The organism is Rhodoplanes sp. SY1 (genome assembly GCF_046000175.1).
GTDB lineage: Bacteria > Pseudomonadota > Alphaproteobacteria > Rhizobiales > Xanthobacteraceae > Rhodoplanes.
Genome location: NZ_JBEOMB010000010.1, coordinates 1 through 18,339, shown reverse-complemented (window position 1 = coordinate 18,339; position 18,339 = coordinate 1). Strand labels below are relative to the sequence as shown.

The window sequence follows — 18,339 nt, the reverse complement described above, 5'->3', positions numbered from 1 at the left end:
CGGGGCGCTTTTGCGTTCGGTGCAGCCGCGGCGTTCGGCACGGCACTTGCTATGCAAGGCGGCCACGATCGAGGCCGCGACGGCCCGATCGACCCCTGCCGGTCCGGACACCCCCGCTCCGCCGATGTTTTGGAGGTCCTCATGATCGATCATCCGCGCGCCCGCGCGTCTGCGCTCACGCGCCGTCACGTGCTGATCGGCGGCGCCGCTGCCGGCGTGCTCGGCACGCTGCACGATGCGGCGGCACAGACGGCCGCCAAGGTGACGATCGCGATGTCGCTCGGCGACGTCCCGCGGTTGTGGGCGGGGCCGGACGGCGGCTTCGAGGGCCTGCGCTTCGGCGGCTACACGGTGTTCGACGCGCTGGTCTCCTGGGATCTGTCCGCGGCCGACAAGCCGTCGACCCTGGTGCCCGGCCTCGCCGAGTCCTGGAGCATGGACCCGGCCGACCGCACCCGCTGGATCGTCAAGCTGCGGCCCGGCGTGACCTTCCACGACGGCACGCCGTTCGATGCCGACGCGGCGGTGTGGAACTTCGCCTCGGTGTTCGACGACAAGGCGCCGCAGTATCTCGCCCAGCGCGCGCTCGGCATCCGGGGCCGCCTGCCGAGCGTCAAGGGCGCCGAGAAGATCGACGCGACGACGATCGCGATCCTCACCCATGCCGAGGATTCGCTGCTCCCGTATCAGCTCACGTTCCTGCTGTTCGCGAGCCCGGCCCGCTACGCCGCGCTCGGCAACGACTGGATGAAGTTCGCGGGCGAGCCCGCCGGCACCGGGCCGTTCAAGGTCGTCAGGCTCGAGCCGCGCGTACGCCTCGAGCTCGCCCGCAACGACGCCTACTGGGACAAGCCGCGCGTGGCGAAGAGCGCGACGCTGGTGCTGGTGCCGATCCCGGACGGCACGGCCCGCGTGTCGGCGCTGCGGGCGGGCCAGGTCGACTTCATCGAGTCGGTGCCGCCCGACACGATCCCCAGCCTGAAGGGCGCCGGCTTCGCCGTGACCCAGAACGTCTATCCGCACACCTGGATCTGGTATCTCTCGGTGCTGCCGGGCTCGGCCTTCGCCGACAAGCGGGTGCGGAAAGCCGCCAATCTCGCGATCGACCGCGCCGGCATCGTCGAGATGCTCAACGGCACGGCGATCGCGGCCGAGGGTCTGGTGCCGCGCTCCTCGCCGTGGTTCGGCAAGCCCGGCTTCGTGCTGAAGCACGACCCGGCGGCGGCGAAGAGGCTGCTGGCGGAGGCCGGCTACGGCCCAGGCAAGCCGGCGCAGGCGAAAATCCTGATCGCCAACTCGGGCGGCGGCCAGATGCAGCCTTTGCCCATGAACGAGGCGATCCAGCAGAGCCTCGCCGAGGTCGGCATCGGGATCGAGTATCAGGTGGTCGACTTCATCACCTTGTTCACGGCCTACCGCAACGGCGCCAAGCCGCCGGCCGACAATCCGGTCGGCCTCAACCTGTCGCTGCCGACCCAGGACCCGACCAGCGGTTTCGTGCGCTGCTTCGATTCCGCGTTGGTGTCGCCGCGCGGCACCAACTGGGGCCACTATGCGAACCCGGCCGTCGATGCCGCCTTCAAGAAGGCGCAGCTCGCCCGCGACGTCGCGGCGCGTGATCAGGCGATGGCCGAGGCGCACGCGCTGCTGGTCGACGACGCCGTCGCCCTGATGGTCGTGCACGACCGCAACCCGCGCGCCATGTCGGCCAAGCTGAAGGGCTTCGTGCAGCCGCAGAACTGGTTCGCCGATTTTTCCCCCGTCGCGATGGGGTGAGACGCCCACGATCGCCGGGCTGGTCATGGCCGGCTCGTCCCGGCCATCCAGGTCTCTGTTCACCAGCGGTCTCCAAGCCGTGGATGCCCGGCACGAGGCCGGGCATGACGAGTTGGAATCCGCGGCTACCTACACGAGCCGCAACGAGACCCGGGAGACGAACTGATGAAAGCGGATCTCGTCGTGCGCAATGCGCGCGTCGTGCGGCACGACGGCGCGTTCTTCGGCGGCGTCGCCGTGGTGGACGGCACCATCGCGATGCTGGGCGCCAATGCGCTGCTACCCGACGCCACCCGGGTGATCGATGCCGAAGGCCGGGTGCTGATGCCCGGCGTGATCGACACCCACTGCCATCTCGGCTTCCACTATCCCTACGACGAGGATCTCGCCACCGAGACGCCGCCCGCCGCGGTCGGCGGCGTCACCTCGGCGCTCGACTACACGCCGCTGGTCACGGCCGACTATCTCGGCTTCTTCCGCGAGAAGTGCCGGCAGATCGAGACCCGATCGGCGATCGACTGGGGCTTCCACTTCATCATTCAGCGCGAGGAGGACGTCCACCGGCTGGCGCAGATCACGGCCGACACCGGCGTCACCTCCTACAAGTTCTATTTCGGCTACGAGCCCGACAACGCGATCGGCATCGTGCCGGCGACCGACGGCTGGATTTTCGGGGCCATGCGGGCGCTGGCGACCATCCCCGGCGGGATCATCAATGTTCATTGCGAGAACACCGCGGTCGGCACCTGGCTGGAGCGCGAGATCCGGCCGACCGGCCGGCAGGATCTCGGCGCCTATCAGGAGTCGCGGCCGGGCTTCGTCGAGGAGGAGACGATCCGGCGAATGATCTTCTTTTCCGAGCTGACCGGCTGCCCGTTGCACGTCGTGCACACGACCATCGGGGCCGGCGTGAAGCTCGGCGTCGAGGCCCGCGCGCGCGGCGTCGACGTGACGATCGAGACCTGCCCGCATTACCTGACGCGCACCTCCTACGATCCCGACCTCGATATGAAGGCGAAGATCTGCCCGCCCTTGCGCACCAAGGACGAGCAGGAGGCGCTGTGGCACGGCGTGGCGGACGGCGGCATCTTCTCGATCGGCACCGACCACGTGCCGTTTCGCCCGAAGAAGGGAGTCGATCTGTGGACCGAGTCGCCCGGCGCCGTCGGCTTCCAGTGGGAGCTGCCGCTGATGCTGCATTTCGGCCACCACGCCCGCGGCCTGCCGCTCACTCGGCTGGTCGAGATCAACTCCTTCAATCCGGCGCGCCGCTTCGGCCTCGCGCCGAGGAAGGGCACCCTGCAGGTCGGCGCCGACGCCGACCTCGTGCTGGTCGACCTCGACCTCGAGAAGACCGTCACGCACCGGGGCAAGGGCCACTGCATCTACGAGGGCATGCGGCTGAAGGGCTGGCCCGTGACGACCATCGTGGCCGGCGCCGTGGTGGCCGAGAACGGCGCCTTCGACGACACCGCCACCCGCCCGGCGCGATGCCTCAACGTGCCGGTCGCGGGGTGACCCGAAATTCGGGATGCGCCTGCAGCGATGAACCAGGTGCCGGTGCGATCGCGGTTCGGTGCACGCCCCGGGCTCGTGCCCCGGACAAGGGGCCTAGGACCGCAGGAACGAGGCCCGCAGAACCGGGGCCAGGGCCACACGACGGGAAGCCCGATACCTCCCTGATCACCCCTTGGTCGGGGTTCGCGGCGCGACGCGCCGCGCCCTTAACACGAGGCCTTTCCGTTCGGCGGAGTTGATTAAAATCCTGATGAATTTTGTAAATCGTTCTAAGAACAAGAGATTTATAGTCTGCCCCGGGTCGCCGATCACGACAACGTGAGCGACCGGCGGGGAAACCTTCCGGGTCCGTATCGGTTGTTGCGGCGAGGGGATGGTGCGCTGCACGGGGATTTTCGGTTTCCACGCCACGTCCGAGATGAACACGGGTTCGTGACCGAACACGGGTTCGCTACCGACGGAAGCGGATTGAACCGGGTTCCCATCGCCGGCGACCAACGGACAAGCTCGATGGGAGGGGTCACATGAACAACGCGTCGCTCGCCACTGCCGACCGGGTCACTCACCTGAAGGTCGTCGTGCTCGCGCTGATCGCCTCGATCGCCATCATGGTGATCGGCATCACGGCGCATGCGGTCGACGATGCCCGCGCCTACGGGGTCGCCGCGACTCCGGTCAAGGCCGGCAAGGTGATGGTCTCCACCTCCGACACCCGCATCCTGGTGCGCTGAACAGTTTTCCTCCTGGCCTCGGCGATTGCCCCGCCGAACCGCCAGTCACGTCGAACCTCCAGACGTCGCAAACGGCCGGGCCCCGCCCCGGCCGTTTTGCGTTTGGCCCGCTCGCACCACCGCCTCAGCGGAGGGGGTTCTCCCAGGCGAGCCCCGGAAACCGCGAAAAGTCACTGTCCGACGAGCACGGGACGAGACCGTGCTCGACCGCCAGCGCGGCCAGATGCGCGTCCGGGATGAGGTTGCCGCGAACGAACGGCAGCCGAAGGTAGGCCTCGAACAATCCCGCATGCCGGTCGCCCGGGCTCGGGATCCACACCGCCTCGCAGCCGAGCCACGCCGTGACCTGCCGCCAGGCGTCCTCGACCGGAGCCGGCCGTTCGAACACACGCGAATTGGTGACGATGCGGAGAAACGCGAGAATGCTCGGCCAGGGCAGCCCGACCCGCTCGGCCGCATTCAGCCTCGCGTCGAGCCAAGCCCGAGCCACCTCGTGCTGCGGGAACGAGGTCACCGAGGCGTAGATCAGAAGGTTGGCGTCGACCAGGATCACGCCGCTGTCGACCCGCGCGTCAGGTCGCCTTCTCGCCTTCTGCCGCCGCGATGGTCTCCGCGACATTGTCGATCGGCATCAGCACGCGGCCAAGCGACACCGGTCGGGTTCTGAAGCCGGCCCCGGATGCGCTATGGCCGGTCATCCCCGGCAAGCCGCGCTTCAAGGCCTCGTTGACGACATCGTCAAGGCTCGCGTCCCGCTCGCGGCTGAGCCGTTCGAGCGCAGCTGCAATGTCATCGTCGAGTGTCACGGTGGCCTTCATCGACCACAGGATGAAGGTCGGAGTGGCCGAAGTCAAAGCGCACCGCGCACCGGTGCTCCCGAAACAAAAACCCCGCCATTTGCGGCGGGGGTCGGAAGACGTCCGAGTTCGGGAGGAGAGCCCACGGCTCACGGACAACGCCGAACAACTGGGACGAAACAGACGCGATCAGCGGGGACACTCGGCTCGGTCGCCGGCCGGGCCGGCGACCCTTGGTCGATCGGGGTCAGATGGCGATGCGGGCCTCGTCGTCGGAGGGCTCGCGGAGAACGTAGCCGCGGCCCCAGACGGTCTCGATGTAGTTGCGGCCCTGCGACGCGTTCGCGAGCTTCTTGCGCAGCTTGCAGATGAACACGTCGATGATCTTCAGCTCGGGCTCGTCCATGCCGCCGTAGAGATGGTTGAGGAACATCTCCTTGGTGAGCGTGGTGCCCTTGCGCAGGCTGAGGAGCTCCAGCATCTGGTACTCCTTGCCGGTGAGATGCACGCGCTGGCCGCCGACCTCCACGGTCTTGGTGTCGAGATTGACGATCAGGTCGCCGGTCTGGATGACCGACTGGGCGTGGCCCTTCGACCGGCGCACGATCGCGTGGATCCGCGCCACCAGCTCGTCCTTGTGGAACGGCTTGGTCATGTAGTCGTCGGCGCCGAAGCCGAGACCCTTCACCTTGTCCTCGATGCCGGCGAGGCCGGACAGGATCAGGATCGGCGTCTTGACCTTGGAGACCCGCAGCGCCCGCAACACCTCGAAACCGGACATGTCCGGCAGGTTCAGGTCGAGCAGGATGATGTCGTAGTCGTAGAGCTTGCCGAGATCGACGCCCTCTTCGCCCAGATCGGTCGTGTAGACGTTGAAGCTCTCCGACTTCAGCATCAACTCGATGGATTGCGCAGTCGCGCTGTCGTCTTCGATCAGGAGAACGCGCATGCCAGTCCCCTTCCATGCCGCGTCGGATTGAGGGCGGCCCGCCGCAGTGCCGGCCAACTCTGACGCCTCGGGACCCAACTGATTCGAAAGGTTAACGGCCAATCCTTAACAAAGTCTGATTCCCCAGCGCAAGACACCGCTGGGCAATTTCGCCAGAATCGGCCTAAAATGTTGTGGCGGGATGATTTTTTGAGCACGTTCACGCTCACATCTCACTTTAGGAAGTGGCCGTAACCGATTCAGTCGACTCGCCCCTCCGTCGGCGGGGAGACGAGATTGCCGGATGGACCCGAGGACGGTGATCCAATGATTAACGGTGCGGGTAAACATCGCGTTAAAGTCGGCGGATCGGGCGCCGGCGGCGCGAATCGGTCGACCCCCGCGGGGCGTGGGTGAGGAGGCGCAGGTGAGGACGCTCGCCGAGCAGATCGCCGAGATCGACGGGGTCGAGGTGTTCGGCCGCGTCGTCGGGGTGCGCGGCCTGATGGTCGAGGTGGCCGGGCCGCTGCACGCGATGTCGGTCGGGGCGCGCGTCGGGATCGAGACCACGGGCCGTACAATCCCTTGTGAAGTCGTTGGATTTTCCGGCGACCACGCGCTGCTGATGCCGTTCGCGGCGCTCGAGGGCGTGCGCCGCGGCTGCCGTGCCGTGGTGATGTCGGCGGCCGCCGCGGTCCGCCCCTCCGAGGGCTGGCTCGGCCGCGTCGTCAACGCGCTGGGCGAGCCGGTGGACGGCCTCGGCGCCCTGCCGATTGGCCCGACACCGTGTCGTTTCCGCAACAGTCCGCCGTCCGCGCACGCCCGCCAGCGGGTCGGCGGGCCGATCGATCTCGGCGTGCGGGCGCTGAACACCTTCATCACCTGCTGCCGCGGCCAGCGCATGGGCATCTTCGCCGGCTCCGGCGTCGGCAAGTCGGTTCTCCTCTCGATGCTCGCCCGCAACGTCGACGCCGACGTCTCGGTGATCGGCCTGGTCGGCGAGCGCGGCCGCGAGGTGCAGGAATTTCTTCAGGACGACCTCGGGCCGGAGGGCCTCGCCCGCTCGGTCGTCGTCGTCGCCACCTCGGACGAGCCGGCGCTGATGCGCCGCCAGGCCGCCTATCTGACGCTCGCCATCGCCGAGTATTTCCGCGACGCCGGCAAGAGCGTCCTCGTTCTGATGGATTCGGTGACGCGCTTCGCCATGGCGCAGCGCGAGATCGGCCTCTCGGCTGGCGAGCCGCCGACCTCCAAGGGCTACACGCCGACCGTCTTCACCGAGCTGCCGCGCCTGCTGGAGCGGGCCGGCCCCGGCACGAATGCGGGCGCCATCACGGGCATCTTCACCGTGCTGGTCGACGGCGACGACCACAACGAGCCGGTCGCCGACGCGGTGCGCGGCATCCTCGACGGCCATATCGTGATGGAGCGCTCGATCGCCGAACGCGGCCGCTACCCGGCCATCAACGTGCTGAAGTCGATCTCGCGGACCATGCCGCGTGCCTGCGACCCGGAGTACCTGCCGGTGATCATGCAGGCCCGCAAGGTGATGGCGACCTACGCCGACATGGAGGAGCTGATCCGGCTCGGCGCCTATCGGCCGGGCTCCAGCGCCGAGGTCGACGAGTCGATCAAGCTGCACGAGCCGCTGGAGACCTTCCTGAAGCAGGGCAAGAGCGAGTCGACCTCGCTGGCCGACGGCTACCGGCGATTGCAGCAAATCCTCATGGGCGCAGAAACCGAAAACTAAGACTATGCTCCCAGAATGGCGATCTGTTCGGAGCGGCTCTCGGCCCTGACGTGCCAGGCTGCGTTCGAGGCTGCACTCGGGGCTTCTGGGGAGTAACGGTCGATGAAGTCACGCGATACACTCATTCGGCTCAAGAAGTTTCAGGTCGACGAGCACCGCCGCAAGGTCGCCCAGATCGAGACCATGATCGCCGAGTTCCTGCGGATGGCCGGCGATCTCGATCGCGAGATCCAGGTCGAGCAGGAGCGGGCCGGCATCAACGATCCGGCGCACTTCGCCTATCCGACCTACGCCAAGGCCGCGATGCAGCGGCGCGAGAACCTCAGGCGCTCGGCCGACGAGCTGTCCGGGCAGCTCGAGGAGGCCCGCGCGGCGCTGCAGGAATCGTTCGAGGAGCTCAAGAAGGTCGAGCTGCTCGACGAGCGCGACCAGCTGCGCGAGCGCACCGTCGAGCACGCCCGCGAGCAGAACGAGCTCGATTCGATCGCCGGCCTGCGGGCGCGCGGCGCCGTCGCCTGACCGACTCTCGCCTCCTGACGTTCGCGAAGGCCCGGGCCCGCAGCCCGGGCCTTCGCCGTTCCGGGGCCATGCGGGCGCGGCGCCCACGGGTCGCCCCGCCCGCGGCGCTTGCGGGGCGGCGACCTTCGGCCATAATCGCGGCCGGGTGGGAACGGGGCGCCGGGATGCTGTCGTCGGCCGAACTGGTGTGGCTGCTCGCCGGAGTCGCCAAGGGCGATCTCGCGGCGTTCGAGCGTCTGTACACGGCGACGAAGGGCCGGCTCTATGCCGTGGTGCTCGGCATCGTGCGCCGGCCCGCGGTCGCCGGTGCGGTGCTGCAGGAGGCCTATCTGCGCATCTTCGCCGAGGCGGCCCGCTTCGACCCCGCTTGGGCGACGCCGATGACCTTTCTGGTGGCGATCGCCCGCCATGCGGCGATCGTCGCGGCACGTCGCGACGGTGCCATCCTGATCGACGACGCGGACACGGAGGACGCCGACGCGCCAGACGAAGTGGGGCAGGAGGAGGCCGGACAGGACGAGTCGGGGTCGGAGGACGGCGACGCGGCCGCAGCCCCCGCTGCGCCGCCGAGCGAGACCCTCAAGCAGCTGCTCGGCGCCATCGGCCGGCTCGAGCCCGACCGCCGGCGCATGATCCTGCTCGCCTATTTCAACGGGATCGACCGCGCCGGCCTCGCCCGCGAGTTCGACCGGCCGGTCGACACCATCAAGACGCAGCTCCGGCGTGCGCTCGCCGACCTGCGGGAGTTTTTGGGGAATGACTGAGGACGACCGCGCCGGGCTCGCGGCCGAGTACGTGCTCGGCACGCTGGACGCCGACGAACGCGACGAGGCCGCCGCGCTGATCGCGCGCGATCCGGCCTTCGCGGCGCTGGTCGCGGCATGGGAGCGCCGGCTCGGCGAGCTCGACACCATGGTCGATCCGGTGACGCCGCCGGCGGCGATCTGGATGGCGCTGCGCGCCCGGCTGCCGGAGCCGGCCGCCGCCGCGCCGCCGGTCTCGGAACCGGTGGCGCCGGCCGCGCCGGTCGCTCCGGACTCCGCCGTTCCCATCACTGCGCCGGCCACGGCTCCTGCTGCGATGGCCGCACTCCCGGCGATTCCGCCGGCCGACGTCACGCCCGGACCGGCCGAGCTGCCGGTGCCCGCGGCGCCGGAGCTGCCGACGGGGATGTCGGTGGCGACACCGAGCCCTGCCTCCCCGCCCCCCTTCGAGCCGATCCCGGCCGAGCTGGTGGCGCCCGAGGTCGCGGGCTCGGGCGCGTCGTCCGTGGCGATGCCGCCGGACACACCGCAGGAGCCGGCGGCCTCGCCGCCCTATGTGCTGCGCGCCGTCGCCGAGGCTTTGGCGATGCCGCTGCCGGAGCCCGAGCGCCACGACGCCCGGCCCCCGCCGCCCGCGCCGCCCGTCGGACCGCCGATCACGGCGGCCGGCGATCGCGACACGACGACGACCGACAGCGCGGCCGCCGCGCCGCGTCCCGACGGCACGCCTCCGGTCGGCGCCGACTTCCGCGCGCCCGACCCCCGCGCGCCCGACTTGCGCGCACCCGACTTGCGCGCACCCGACTTGCGCACGCCAGACTTGCGCGCACCCGACCCCGACTTGCGCGCGAACACCCTCGACGCGGCCGACCTCCGCGCTGCCGACACCGGCGCGAGCATCGGCGGCGCCGGCACGGCGCCCGACATCAAGATACTCCCGGACGAGGAGGTCACGGTACCGGGCTATCCGCGCGGTCCGGCCGACGGGCCGGACCTCGGACCGGCACCAGCCGCCCCGGGAGGCCCCGCAGGCGGCGCCCTTGTTCCGCTGCCGGCGGGCGGCGACGATGCGACGGTGCGGCGGCTGGTGCGCAGCGTGCAGCGCTGGCGCAGCGTCGCGGTCGGGCTTCTGGCCTTCGTGCTGGCGCTCGCCGGCCTCGCCGCCACGGCGCTGCTCGCCCCCGACTGGCTGCCACCGGAGCTGCGGCTCGTCCCGACCAGGGTCGAGATCCGCGAGGTGGTGCGCACCGTCGAGGTTCCGGTCGCGCCGCCGCCCGCCCCCGCCGCGCCGGCGACCGACCCGGCCCGCCATGTCGCGGTGCTGCAGGCCGAAGGCGCGACGCCGGCCTTCATCGTGTCGCTGCAGCCCGACCGCAAGAGCCTGATGGTCCGCCGCGTCAAGGCCGCCGACGAGGGCGACAAGCGCTACGAGCTGTGGCTGGTCTCGGACAAGTATCCGGCGCCGCGCTCGCTGGGCCTGCTCGGCACCGCCGAGTTCACCATCGTGCCGGCGGTCGCCGATTTTCCGCCCGAGGTCGTCGCGGAGGCCGTCTACGCGGTGTCGCTCGAGGCCGAGACCGGCTCGGCGGTCGACGGCCCCTCCACCCCGGTGATCGCCTCCGGCCGCCTGATCGAAGCCGTCCCCGAAATGCCCGCCAGCCCCCCGAGCGGCAACGGCTCGCCGTAGCGGCGTGAGCCTCGACGAGGCCCGTCATGCCTTGCCGGGCGGATCGTCGGACTGATCGTCGAAACCGTATCTGATCAGATCGTCGAAGCTGCGCGGCTGGAGGATGTCGGCGACCGTGGCGAGGGAGGCGGTGGGAGATACTCTTCACTGCGGCGATGCGGGTGTCCTCCGAAGACACCGCGCACACGATGCTGCTCCCTCTCCCCGCCGGGGAGAGGTGAAAGACCTGCGCCGGCGCGGCGCCGTTCCGAGCGATCGATCGGCGCGTGAGCGCCGCGATGCGCCACCCACCAAACAAAAACGCCCGGTTCTCACCGGGCGTCTTCGTCGGGGGATTCGCGACCCGTTCTGGGCCGCGGGGTAACCGAACCGATCAGCGCGGGGCGCCGAAATTGGCGGCGAGGCGCTGGGTGGCCGGCATCGCGAAGCCGGCCGGCCGGCCGGCCGCCGAGGCGGCGTTCGGGGCGTAGACGCCGCGCTGGTCCGGCACCGGCTTGAACGCGTCGGTGAGGCCGACCACGGTCTCGGCGGCGCCGAGCACCAGAAAGCCGTCCGGCTCGGTGATCTTGCGGATCCGCTCCAGCACGTCGACCTTGGTGGCCTGGTCGAAATAGATCAGCACGTTGCGGCAGAAGACGAGATCGAACGGGCCGAGGCTGGTGAAGTCGCCGAGCAGGTTGAGCGTGCGGTACTGCACCATCGAGCGGATCTCGGAGGAGATCTGCCAGGTCTCGCCGGTCTGCGTGAAGTACTTCAGCAGCATCTGGATCGGCAGGCCGCGCTGCACCTCGAACTGCGAGTAGACGCCGGCCTTGGCCTTGTCGAGCACCTCCATCGAGAGGTCGGTGGCGACCATCTCGATGCGCCAACCGTCGAGCCGCGGGCCCATGTCCTTCAGGCACATCGCGAGCGAGTACGGCTCCTGGCCCGTGGAGGCGGCGGCGCACCAGATGCGCAGCTTGCGCTTGGCCTCGCGCGACTTCAGCAGCGACGGGATGATCGAGTTGCGGAAGTGATCGAACGGCACCTTGTCGCGCAGGAAGAAGGTCTCGTTCGTGGTCATCGCCTCGACGACGGCGACCAGGAGGCTCTCCGAGCCCGGACCTTTCAGCTTCTGCACGAGCTCGCTGAGCCCGCCGAGATTGTTCTTGCGCGCGATCGGCAGCAGGCGACTCTCGACAAGGTACTCCTTGTCGGCGGAGAGCACGAGGCCGGACCTGTCCTTGAGCAGCTTTCGCAGGTAGTCGTAGTCGAACGGCGTCACGAGCGCTCTCCCGAGAAAATACGCGTTACTTTCTGGGCGATCTGCCCCAGCGGCAGGATTGCGGAGCACAATCCCGCCTGGGCGACGGCCCCCGGCATTCCCCACACGACGCTCGAGGCTTCGTCCTGAGCGATGACGCTGCCGCCTGCGGCGACGAGCTCGGCCGCCCCCTTGGCCCCGTCCGATCCCATTCCGGTGAGGATGACGCACAGCGTCGCCCCTCCCCAGACCTGCGCGGCCGTCGACAGCAGCGGGTCGACGGCGGGCTTGCAGAAGTTCACCAGGGGACCGTCGCGCAGGACGATCACCGGGTTTCCATCGCGCCGCGCCACCTGCATGTGGATGGCGCCCGGCGCGACATAGACGCGCCCCGCGACGACCGGTTCCCCATCCTGGGCTTCCCGAACCGTGCGACCGCTGGCGCGTGACAGATGCTCGGCCAGAATCGTGGTGAAGGTCGGCGGCATGTGCTGCGTGATCAGCACCGGCACCTGATCGATCACGCGGCCGAGTTGCGCGATCACCTCGTTGAGGGCCTGCGGGCCGCCGGTCGAGGAGCCGATCAGCAGCACGCGCGGCAGGGTGTGCGAGAACGGCCGCAGCTTGAGCGCCGCCGTCCTCTCGATCGTGTGCGCGAGCGGCGCGACGGACGGACGGGCGCCGCCGCCGGCGAGGCGCGTGTCGGGATGGGCCGGCGCCGCCGGCGTCGCCGGACGCGGCCCGCGCATCCGCCGGCGGCGCTGGCCGAGCTGACGGACCTTCTCGACGAGATCGCGCTTGAAGTCGGCCGAGGTGGTGACGCCGCGTGCCGTCTCCGGCTTCGGGATGTAGTCGGCGGCACCGAGGGAGAGCGCCTTCAGGCTGACCTCGGCGTTCTTCAGCGTCAGCGTGGACGCCATGATGACCACGAGATCGCGCTTCTTGGCGAGCAGCAGCGGCAGGGCCGAGATTCCGTCGAGCACCGGCATCTCGATGTCGAGGATCGCGACGTCCGGATCGAGCTTCTCGACCTGGTCCACCGCTTCCTGGCCGGTGCGCAGCGAGGCGACGACCTCGAAGTCCGGCTGCTCCTCGAGCCAGCGGGCGATCAGGCCGCGCACCACGACCGAATCATCGACCACCATGACCCGAACCCGGTCCCTGGTGGCGGTCGATGCCCTGGACGTGGATGTGACGGCGAGTGCCATAACACGAGATACTCGGTTACGTCCGAAGAGACGACGGAGATGGATTGCGAATGTGGAGCGTCCGACCGGACGCGCCGATCAGGTCTGGGCCGGATCGGCGGCGACGAGGCCGACTTCCTGGAACTTCGCCGCGACGATGTCCTTGTCGAACGGCTTCATGATGTACTCGTCCGCGCCGGCGTGGAGGGCGCGGGCGATCTGCGCGACCTCGTTCTCCGTGGTGCAGAACACCACCTTCGGACGGTCGCCGCCCGGCATGCGTCGCAGCGTGCGCAGGAACTCGTAGCCGTCCATGCGCGGCATGTTCCAGTCGAGCAGGACCGCGTCGGGAAGCTCGCGCTGGCAGGCGTCGAGTGCCTCCTGGCCGTCCTCGGCTTCGGTGATGGCGAAGTCCATGCCTTCCAGGATACGCCGCGCCACCTTGCGGATGACGCTCGAGTCGTCGACCACCAGACAAGTCTTCATCGCGTGCCTCGTCTCTCTCGTGCCCCGGCCGCGATCGTGCCGCCGGCGCAGCCGCAATCGTTGAACGCTCGGCTCAGGCCGCGATGGCCTCGCCCATGTCGAGCACCCGGTCGACGTCGAGGACGACCAGCAGCTGTCCCTCGAGCCGGTGGACGCCCGCCGACACGCGGGCGAGCCGCGCATCGAGATTGACCGGGTTCGGCTCGCGGGCCGTCTCGTCGAGCTTGAGCACCTCGCCGACCGAGTCGATCAGCAGGCCGTAGGACTCGCCCTTCGATTCGATGCCGATCGCCATCGGCTTCTTGCCGTCGTTGCGCTTCGGCAGGCCGAGCCGGCGACGCATGTCGATCGCCGTGACGATGCGGCCGCGCAGGTTCAGCACGCCGGCGATCTCCGGCTGCGAGAGCGGAACACGAGTGAGACGCTCGAGCATGAACACGTCCTGCACCCGCGAGATCGGCAGCCCGAAGAGCTGCTCGCCCAGCATGACGGTGACGTATTCGGTGAGCTGGTCGCTCGAAGTGTTGTCGTTCGCCATCCTCGTCTCCATCACGCGGCCTCGGCGTGGGCGGTCTGTTCCTTCAGGGCGGCGATCAGGCCGGGCCGGTCGAACTTGGCCACGAAGTCGTGGAAGCCGACCTCGCGTCCGCGCTCGATCGCCTCGGGCGAGGTCAGGCCCGACAGGGCGATGATCGGGACGTCCTTGGTCTCCGGATCGTTGGTCACAGCCTGGGCGAGCTCGAAGCCGTTCATGCCCGGCATGTCGATGTCGGTGACGACGACGTCGATCCGCTTGCCCGACTTGAGCACCTCGAGCGCCTCCTGGGCGGCGCCGACCGTGGTGACCTGATAGCCGGCAGCCTTGAGGACCGGCGTGAGCATGTTGCGGAAGAACGCCGAGTCGTCGACGAACAGGAGGGTGCGGATCACCGGCCCGCCGAGCGCCTTGTCCTTGCGGCGCAGCCAGTCCTCGAAGGCGATCGGCAGGAAGTAGCCCATGTCGAGCACCTCGGTGGCCTGGCCCTTGATCACGGCCGAGCCGAGCACGCCGGCGACCTCGCTCGACACCTCGATGTTGAGGTTGTCCTCGACGATATCGACGATCTCGTCGACGACGAGGCCCATCGAGCGTCCGTCGTCGGAGAAGACGAGCAGCGGCTGGGTGCCCTGGGTGCGGATCTGGACCTCGTCGTTGACCCGGACCAGCGGCATCAGCTGGCCGCGGTACTGGACCAGGCGACGACCGTTGGAGATCTCGATCTTGGTGGCGTCGATCTCCTCGAGCCGGGTGACCAGCGACAGCGGCACCGCCTTGGGCTCCGGCGAGCCGGCGCGGAAGACGAGCAGCGAGGTCGTGTTGTCCTGGCCGACGTGATGCTGCACGGCGTTGCCGTCCTCGGACTGCGCCTGCGTGGTGGCGATGGTGCCGAGGGCGCGGGCGATGCCGTTCGGGTCGATGATCATGATCACCGAGCCGTCGCCCAGGATGGTGTTGCCGGAGAACATCGCGATGTCGCGCAGCTTGCTCGACATCGGCTTGACCACGATTTCCTCGGTGTGGAAGACGCCGTCCACCACGATGCCGAAGGTCTGGGTGCCGACCTGCGTCACCACGATGAAGCCGTTCTCGGCGTCGTCGGTCGACTGCACCTCGCCCTCGTCCATCTTGAGCAGGCTCTTGAGCCGGATCAGCGGGAGGAGCTTGTTGCGCAGGCGCAGGACCGGGGTGTCCTTGATCCGCTCGATGCGGTGCTCGGAGTTGGTCTGGGCGCGCACCAGCTCGACGACCGAGAGCTGCGGGATGGCGAAGCGGTCGCCGCCGGCCTCGACGATCAGGGTCGAGACGATCGCCAGCGTCAGCGGGATCTTGATGACGAAGCTCGACCCGGAGCAGGCCACCGACTTGACGTCGACGGTGCCGCCGATCTGGTCGATGTTGGAGCGCACCACGTCCATGCCGACGCCGCGGCCCGACACGCTCGTCACCTTGGCGGCGGTCGAGAAGCCCGGCGCGAAGATGAACTTGTGGATCTGCGCCTCGCTCATCTTCTCGATCTGGGCCTCGGTGGCGAGCCCGCTCGAGATCGCCTTGGCCTTGATCTTCTCGGTGTTGAGGCCGCGGCCGTCGTCCGAGATGTCGATGATGATGTGGCCGCCCTCGTGATAGGCGGAGAGGCGGATCGTGCCCTTGTCCGGCTTGCCGAGCGCGCGCCGCTCGGCCGGCGACTCGAGGCCGTGGTCCGCCGAGTTGCGGACCATGTGGGTCAGCGGATCCTTGATCAGGTCGAGCACCTGGCGGTCGAGCTCGGTGTCGGCGCCGTGCATCTCGAGCTCGATCTGCTTGCCGAGCTCGGTGGCGAGATCGCGCACGATGCGGGGCAGCTTCTGCCAAGCGTTGCCGATCGGTTGCATGCGCGTCTTCATCACGCCTTCCTGCAGCTCGGCCGTGACGTTGGAGAGCCGCTGCAGCGGCACCTTGAACTCGCTGTCCTCGTGACGACGGACGATCTCGAGCAGCTGGTTGCGGGTCAGCACCAGCTCCGACACCATCGTCATCAGGTGCTCGAGCGTCTCGACGTTGACGCGGATCGACTGGTTCGCGACCTTGCCGTCGCCGCTCTTGTCGTCGTCGCCCTTGGGCTCGGTCGCCTTGGCGGCGAGCGCGGCGGCGGCCTTGGCGGCCGAGGTCGTCTGCGCCATGTCGGGATTGAAGACCGGCCCGGGCGTGTCGCGGAAGGCGCGCTCCAGCTCGTCGAGCGACACCTCGCCCGGACGCAGCTGACGCTCCAGCACCTGATAGGTCAGCTCGCCCTTGGTGACGTCGGCATCGGCCTTCGCGGCCTGAGCCGAGGCGGGCGCCGGGTTCGGCTCCTCCGCCGCCTTGGCGGGCGCCGGGGCGTTGATGGCGAGCCGCTCGAGCTCGTCGATGAGGTCGCGGTCCTGGCCGGACGGCTCTTCCTGGTTCTGCTCGAGGTCGTCCAGGATCGACTTGATCCGGTCGATGGTCGAGAGGATCAGGGTCACGGCCTCGCCCGTGACGGCCGTGCCGTCGCGGAACTTGCCCATCAGGGTCTCGGCGGCGTGCGCCAGAGCTTCGAGCCGGGGCAGCCCGAGGAACCCGCAGGTTCCCTTGATGGTGTGGACGAGCCGGAAGATGTTGTCGAGGATTTTGGCGTTGTTTGGATCCTGCTCGAAACGAACGAGTTCGACGTCGACGACATCGAGGCTTTCATTCGTCTCGGTCAGGAATTCCCGGAGCAAGTCGTCCATCGGATAAAACTCGCGTTACAGGCCCGCGCAGCCCGGAGAGGAATTCGGGAGCGAATGCAGTCTCTTGGGAAAGCGTTTAAGTTTCGTTGCGGACGAGGTCGCGGAAACACGCATCTTGCTACTGTATTTGCGCTCGGGATGCGGGCGGTCGTCGCGCCGCGCGCTCGCAACGGGGTCGACGACGATCGGAATTGTTGAAAATTAGAGGGAATATCGCGACGCGACCGGGCCCGTTAAGCGCGGGTTAAGGGGCTTCGCAGCCGCCGGCGGACCGCAAAAAAATTTGCGCGGCATCACCGTCGCGCGGCGCGACTAACACTCGGAAAGGCTTCGGATAACCCTTTCGTACGAGGGCCTTTTCAGCCGACGCTCGCCACCGGCTCGGCACCGGCACCGGCCGGCGCGACCGCCGTGATCACGACCGCCTCGCCCTCCACGGCGAAGGCGACGTCGAGGCCGCAGGCCCGCGCCAGGAGGCCGGCATAGAAGGGCTGCACCGCATGCGCATCGAGGGCCGGATCCTCGGGCGTGCCGGCGACGAGATGCGGCAGATGCTGCGGCACGCGGGCATTCATGCCGCGCGTCTCGACCCGGAAGCCCATGGACTCGCCGGCGCCGACCGGGTCGATGGCGAGCGTGCCGCCGCGCGGAATCGTCTGCCCGGCGAGCAGCAGCAGGTTGAGCACCAGCTTGACCCGATTCTTCGGCAGCAGGAGCCGCGGCAGGCTCCAGGACAGCTTGACCTTCTCGTCCTCGAGGGCGCCGCGCGCCACCTTCTCGGCGTCGCCGAGATCGATCTGAGCGCCGGCCGAGCCGGAGGCGCCGAAGGCGAGCCGGCAGAACTGCAGCCGGGCCGAGACCCGCCCGGCGCTCTTCTTGATGAGGTCGAGCGCGAAGGTCTTGGTCTCCTCGTCCTGGGCGTCCTCCAGGACCTCGAGGCCGTTGACGATCGCTCCCGAGGGGCTGATCAGGTCATGGCAGACCCGCGAGCACAGCAGGGCGGTGAGATCGAGCGGGTCGAGCGTCACGGTGCTGGAGGGCACGGTGCTGCCGGGCACTGCGCTGGACATCGGGTCTGGTCTCCGCGGGGGCCACCGAATCGGCGCCGCGCCGCGGTGGTGCGATGTGATACACCGGCCCTGAGCGACAACGCAAACCACTGTTGAACTCGCCGGACCGCCCGATGGAGCCGACCCGAGACGCCCGCGACACCGCCCCTCGTTCGTCCGGCGACGACCTGCTCGACGACGGCCTGATCGCCGCCCTGTCGGCGCTGGTATCGCAGGCCGGCCACGCCATCCTCGAGGTCGCCCGCGGGCCGCTCGGTGTCACCGAGAAGGCCGACCATTCGCCCGTGACGGCGGCCGACCGGGCCGCCCAGGACGTGATCCTGAGCGGCCTCGCCCGGCTGCTGCCGGGCCTCCCGGTGGTGTCCGAGGAGAGCGACGCCAATACCGGCCGCGACTTCGGCGCCGCCCCCTTCGTCCTGGTCGATCCGCTGGACGGCACCCGCGAGTTCATCGCCGGCAACGGCGATTACGCCGTCAACATCGCGCTGGTGCAGGGGCGCCGGCCGGTCGCCGGCGTGGTCTTCGTCCCCCGATGCGGGGTGCTCTACCGCGGCCGGGTCGGGCGCGGCGCCGAGCGCGTGGCCCTGCCGGCGGGCGCCCCGGACGGCGCGGC

At 69.2% G+C, this 18,339-nt stretch carries 17 protein-coding genes; 8 read left to right on the top strand and 9 right to left on the bottom strand.

All coding sequences use genetic code 11. From position 1 onward, the window contains the following. The first annotated feature begins 141 nt into the window (after positions 1 to 141). The 3 genes from ABTU92_RS03845 to ABTU92_RS03835 all read left to right on the top strand — a co-directional run bounded on the left by ABTU92_RS03845 (position 142) and on the right by ABTU92_RS03835 (position 4,025). Positions 142 to 1,776: an ABC transporter substrate-binding protein gene (locus ABTU92_RS03845; protein WP_408087828.1), complete on the top strand. Its 1,635-nt coding sequence runs from the start codon at positions 142 to 144 to the stop codon at positions 1,774 to 1,776. Between the two features lie 165 nt (positions 1,777 to 1,941). Next, a complete protein-coding gene (locus tag ABTU92_RS03840) occupies positions 1,942 to 3,294 on the top strand; it encodes a dihydroorotase (protein WP_408087826.1) in 1,353 nt (450 codons plus the stop codon). Positions 3,295 to 3,818: 524 nt separating this feature from the next. Further along, positions 3,819 to 4,025 carry a hypothetical protein gene (locus ABTU92_RS03835; protein WP_408087824.1) on the top strand — a complete coding sequence of 69 codons (207 nt, stop codon included), beginning with the start codon at positions 3,819 to 3,821 and terminating at the stop codon, positions 4,023 to 4,025. Between the two features lie 124 nt (positions 4,026 to 4,149). Here the strand turns inward: ABTU92_RS03835 and ABTU92_RS03830 are convergent, their stop codons facing one another. From ABTU92_RS03830 to ctrA, 3 genes are all read right to left on the bottom strand, one after another. Next, complete coding sequence (locus ABTU92_RS03830; protein WP_408087822.1) at positions 4,150 to 4,578, bottom strand: TA system VapC family ribonuclease toxin; 429 nt, start codon at positions 4,576 to 4,578, stop codon at positions 4,150 to 4,152. A gap of 19 nt (positions 4,579 to 4,597) precedes the next feature. Next, entirely contained in the window at positions 4,598 to 4,831 is a 234-nt protein-coding gene (locus tag ABTU92_RS03825; RefSeq protein ID WP_408087820.1) for a hypothetical protein, read from the bottom strand. Positions 4,832 to 5,069: 238 nt separating this feature from the next. Further along, positions 5,070 to 5,771 carry a response regulator transcription factor CtrA gene (gene ctrA, locus ABTU92_RS03820; protein WP_111359911.1) on the bottom strand — a complete coding sequence of 234 codons (702 nt, stop codon included), beginning with the start codon at positions 5,769 to 5,771 and terminating at the stop codon, positions 5,070 to 5,072. A 406-nt stretch (positions 5,772 to 6,177) separates the two neighbouring features. Between ctrA and fliI the strand changes: the two genes are divergently transcribed. From fliI to ABTU92_RS03800, 4 genes are all read left to right on the top strand, one after another. After that, complete coding sequence (fliI, locus tag ABTU92_RS03815; RefSeq protein WP_408087818.1) at positions 6,178 to 7,500, top strand: flagellar protein export ATPase FliI; 1,323 nt, start codon at positions 6,178 to 6,180, stop codon at positions 7,498 to 7,500. A gap of 102 nt (positions 7,501 to 7,602) precedes the next feature. Continuing rightward, a complete protein-coding gene (fliJ, locus tag ABTU92_RS03810) occupies positions 7,603 to 8,019 on the top strand; it encodes a flagellar export protein FliJ (protein WP_408087816.1) in 417 nt (138 codons plus the stop codon). A 164-nt stretch (positions 8,020 to 8,183) separates the two neighbouring features. Continuing rightward, positions 8,184 to 8,783 (top strand): sigma-70 family RNA polymerase sigma factor, encoded by a 600-nt coding sequence (locus tag ABTU92_RS03805; RefSeq protein ID WP_408087814.1) that lies wholly within the window; start codon positions 8,184 to 8,186, stop codon positions 8,781 to 8,783. Beyond that, positions 8,776 to 10,470, top strand: coding sequence for an anti-sigma factor domain-containing protein (locus ABTU92_RS03800; protein ID WP_408087812.1), 1,695 nt, complete (start codon positions 8,776 to 8,778; stop codon positions 10,468 to 10,470). The genes ABTU92_RS03805 and ABTU92_RS03800 overlap by 8 nt, the downstream gene beginning before the upstream one ends. A 373-nt stretch (positions 10,471 to 10,843) precedes the next feature. Here ABTU92_RS03800 and ABTU92_RS03795 read toward each other — a convergent pair whose 3' ends face one another. From ABTU92_RS03795 to chpT, 6 genes are all read right to left on the bottom strand, one after another. Beyond that, positions 10,844 to 11,734 (bottom strand): CheR family methyltransferase, encoded by an 891-nt coding sequence (locus tag ABTU92_RS03795; protein WP_408087810.1) that lies wholly within the window; start codon positions 11,732 to 11,734, stop codon positions 10,844 to 10,846. After that, positions 11,731 to 12,921, bottom strand: coding sequence for a chemotaxis response regulator protein-glutamate methylesterase (locus tag ABTU92_RS03790; RefSeq protein WP_408087808.1), 1,191 nt, complete (start codon positions 12,919 to 12,921; stop codon positions 11,731 to 11,733). Before ABTU92_RS03790 ends, ABTU92_RS03795 begins: the two co-directional genes overlap by 4 nt. 78 nt (positions 12,922 to 12,999) lie before the next feature. Next, positions 13,000 to 13,386 carry a PleD family two-component system response regulator gene (locus ABTU92_RS03785; RefSeq protein ID WP_378477070.1) on the bottom strand — a complete coding sequence of 129 codons (387 nt, stop codon included), beginning with the start codon at positions 13,384 to 13,386 and terminating at the stop codon, positions 13,000 to 13,002. Between the two features lie 73 nt (positions 13,387 to 13,459). Further along, complete coding sequence (locus tag ABTU92_RS03780) at positions 13,460 to 13,924, bottom strand: chemotaxis protein CheW (protein ID WP_111359292.1); 465 nt, start codon at positions 13,922 to 13,924, stop codon at positions 13,460 to 13,462. An 11-nt stretch (positions 13,925 to 13,935) separates the two neighbouring features. After that, positions 13,936 to 16,656 carry a chemotaxis protein CheW gene (locus tag ABTU92_RS03775; RefSeq protein ID WP_408087805.1) on the bottom strand — a complete coding sequence of 907 codons (2,721 nt, stop codon included), beginning with the start codon at positions 16,654 to 16,656 and terminating at the stop codon, positions 13,936 to 13,938. 359 nt (positions 16,657 to 17,015) lie between these two features. Beyond that, entirely contained in the window at positions 17,016 to 17,726 is a 711-nt protein-coding gene (chpT, locus tag ABTU92_RS03770) for a histidine phosphotransferase ChpT (protein ID WP_408087803.1), read from the bottom strand. A gap of 113 nt (positions 17,727 to 17,839) precedes the next feature. On the opposite strand from chpT, the gene ABTU92_RS03765 reads away from it, so the two are divergent. Next, positions 17,840 to 18,339: 3'(2'),5'-bisphosphate nucleotidase CysQ (locus ABTU92_RS03765; RefSeq protein WP_408087801.1), on the top strand; the 500-nt coding region annotated here is incomplete at its 3' end.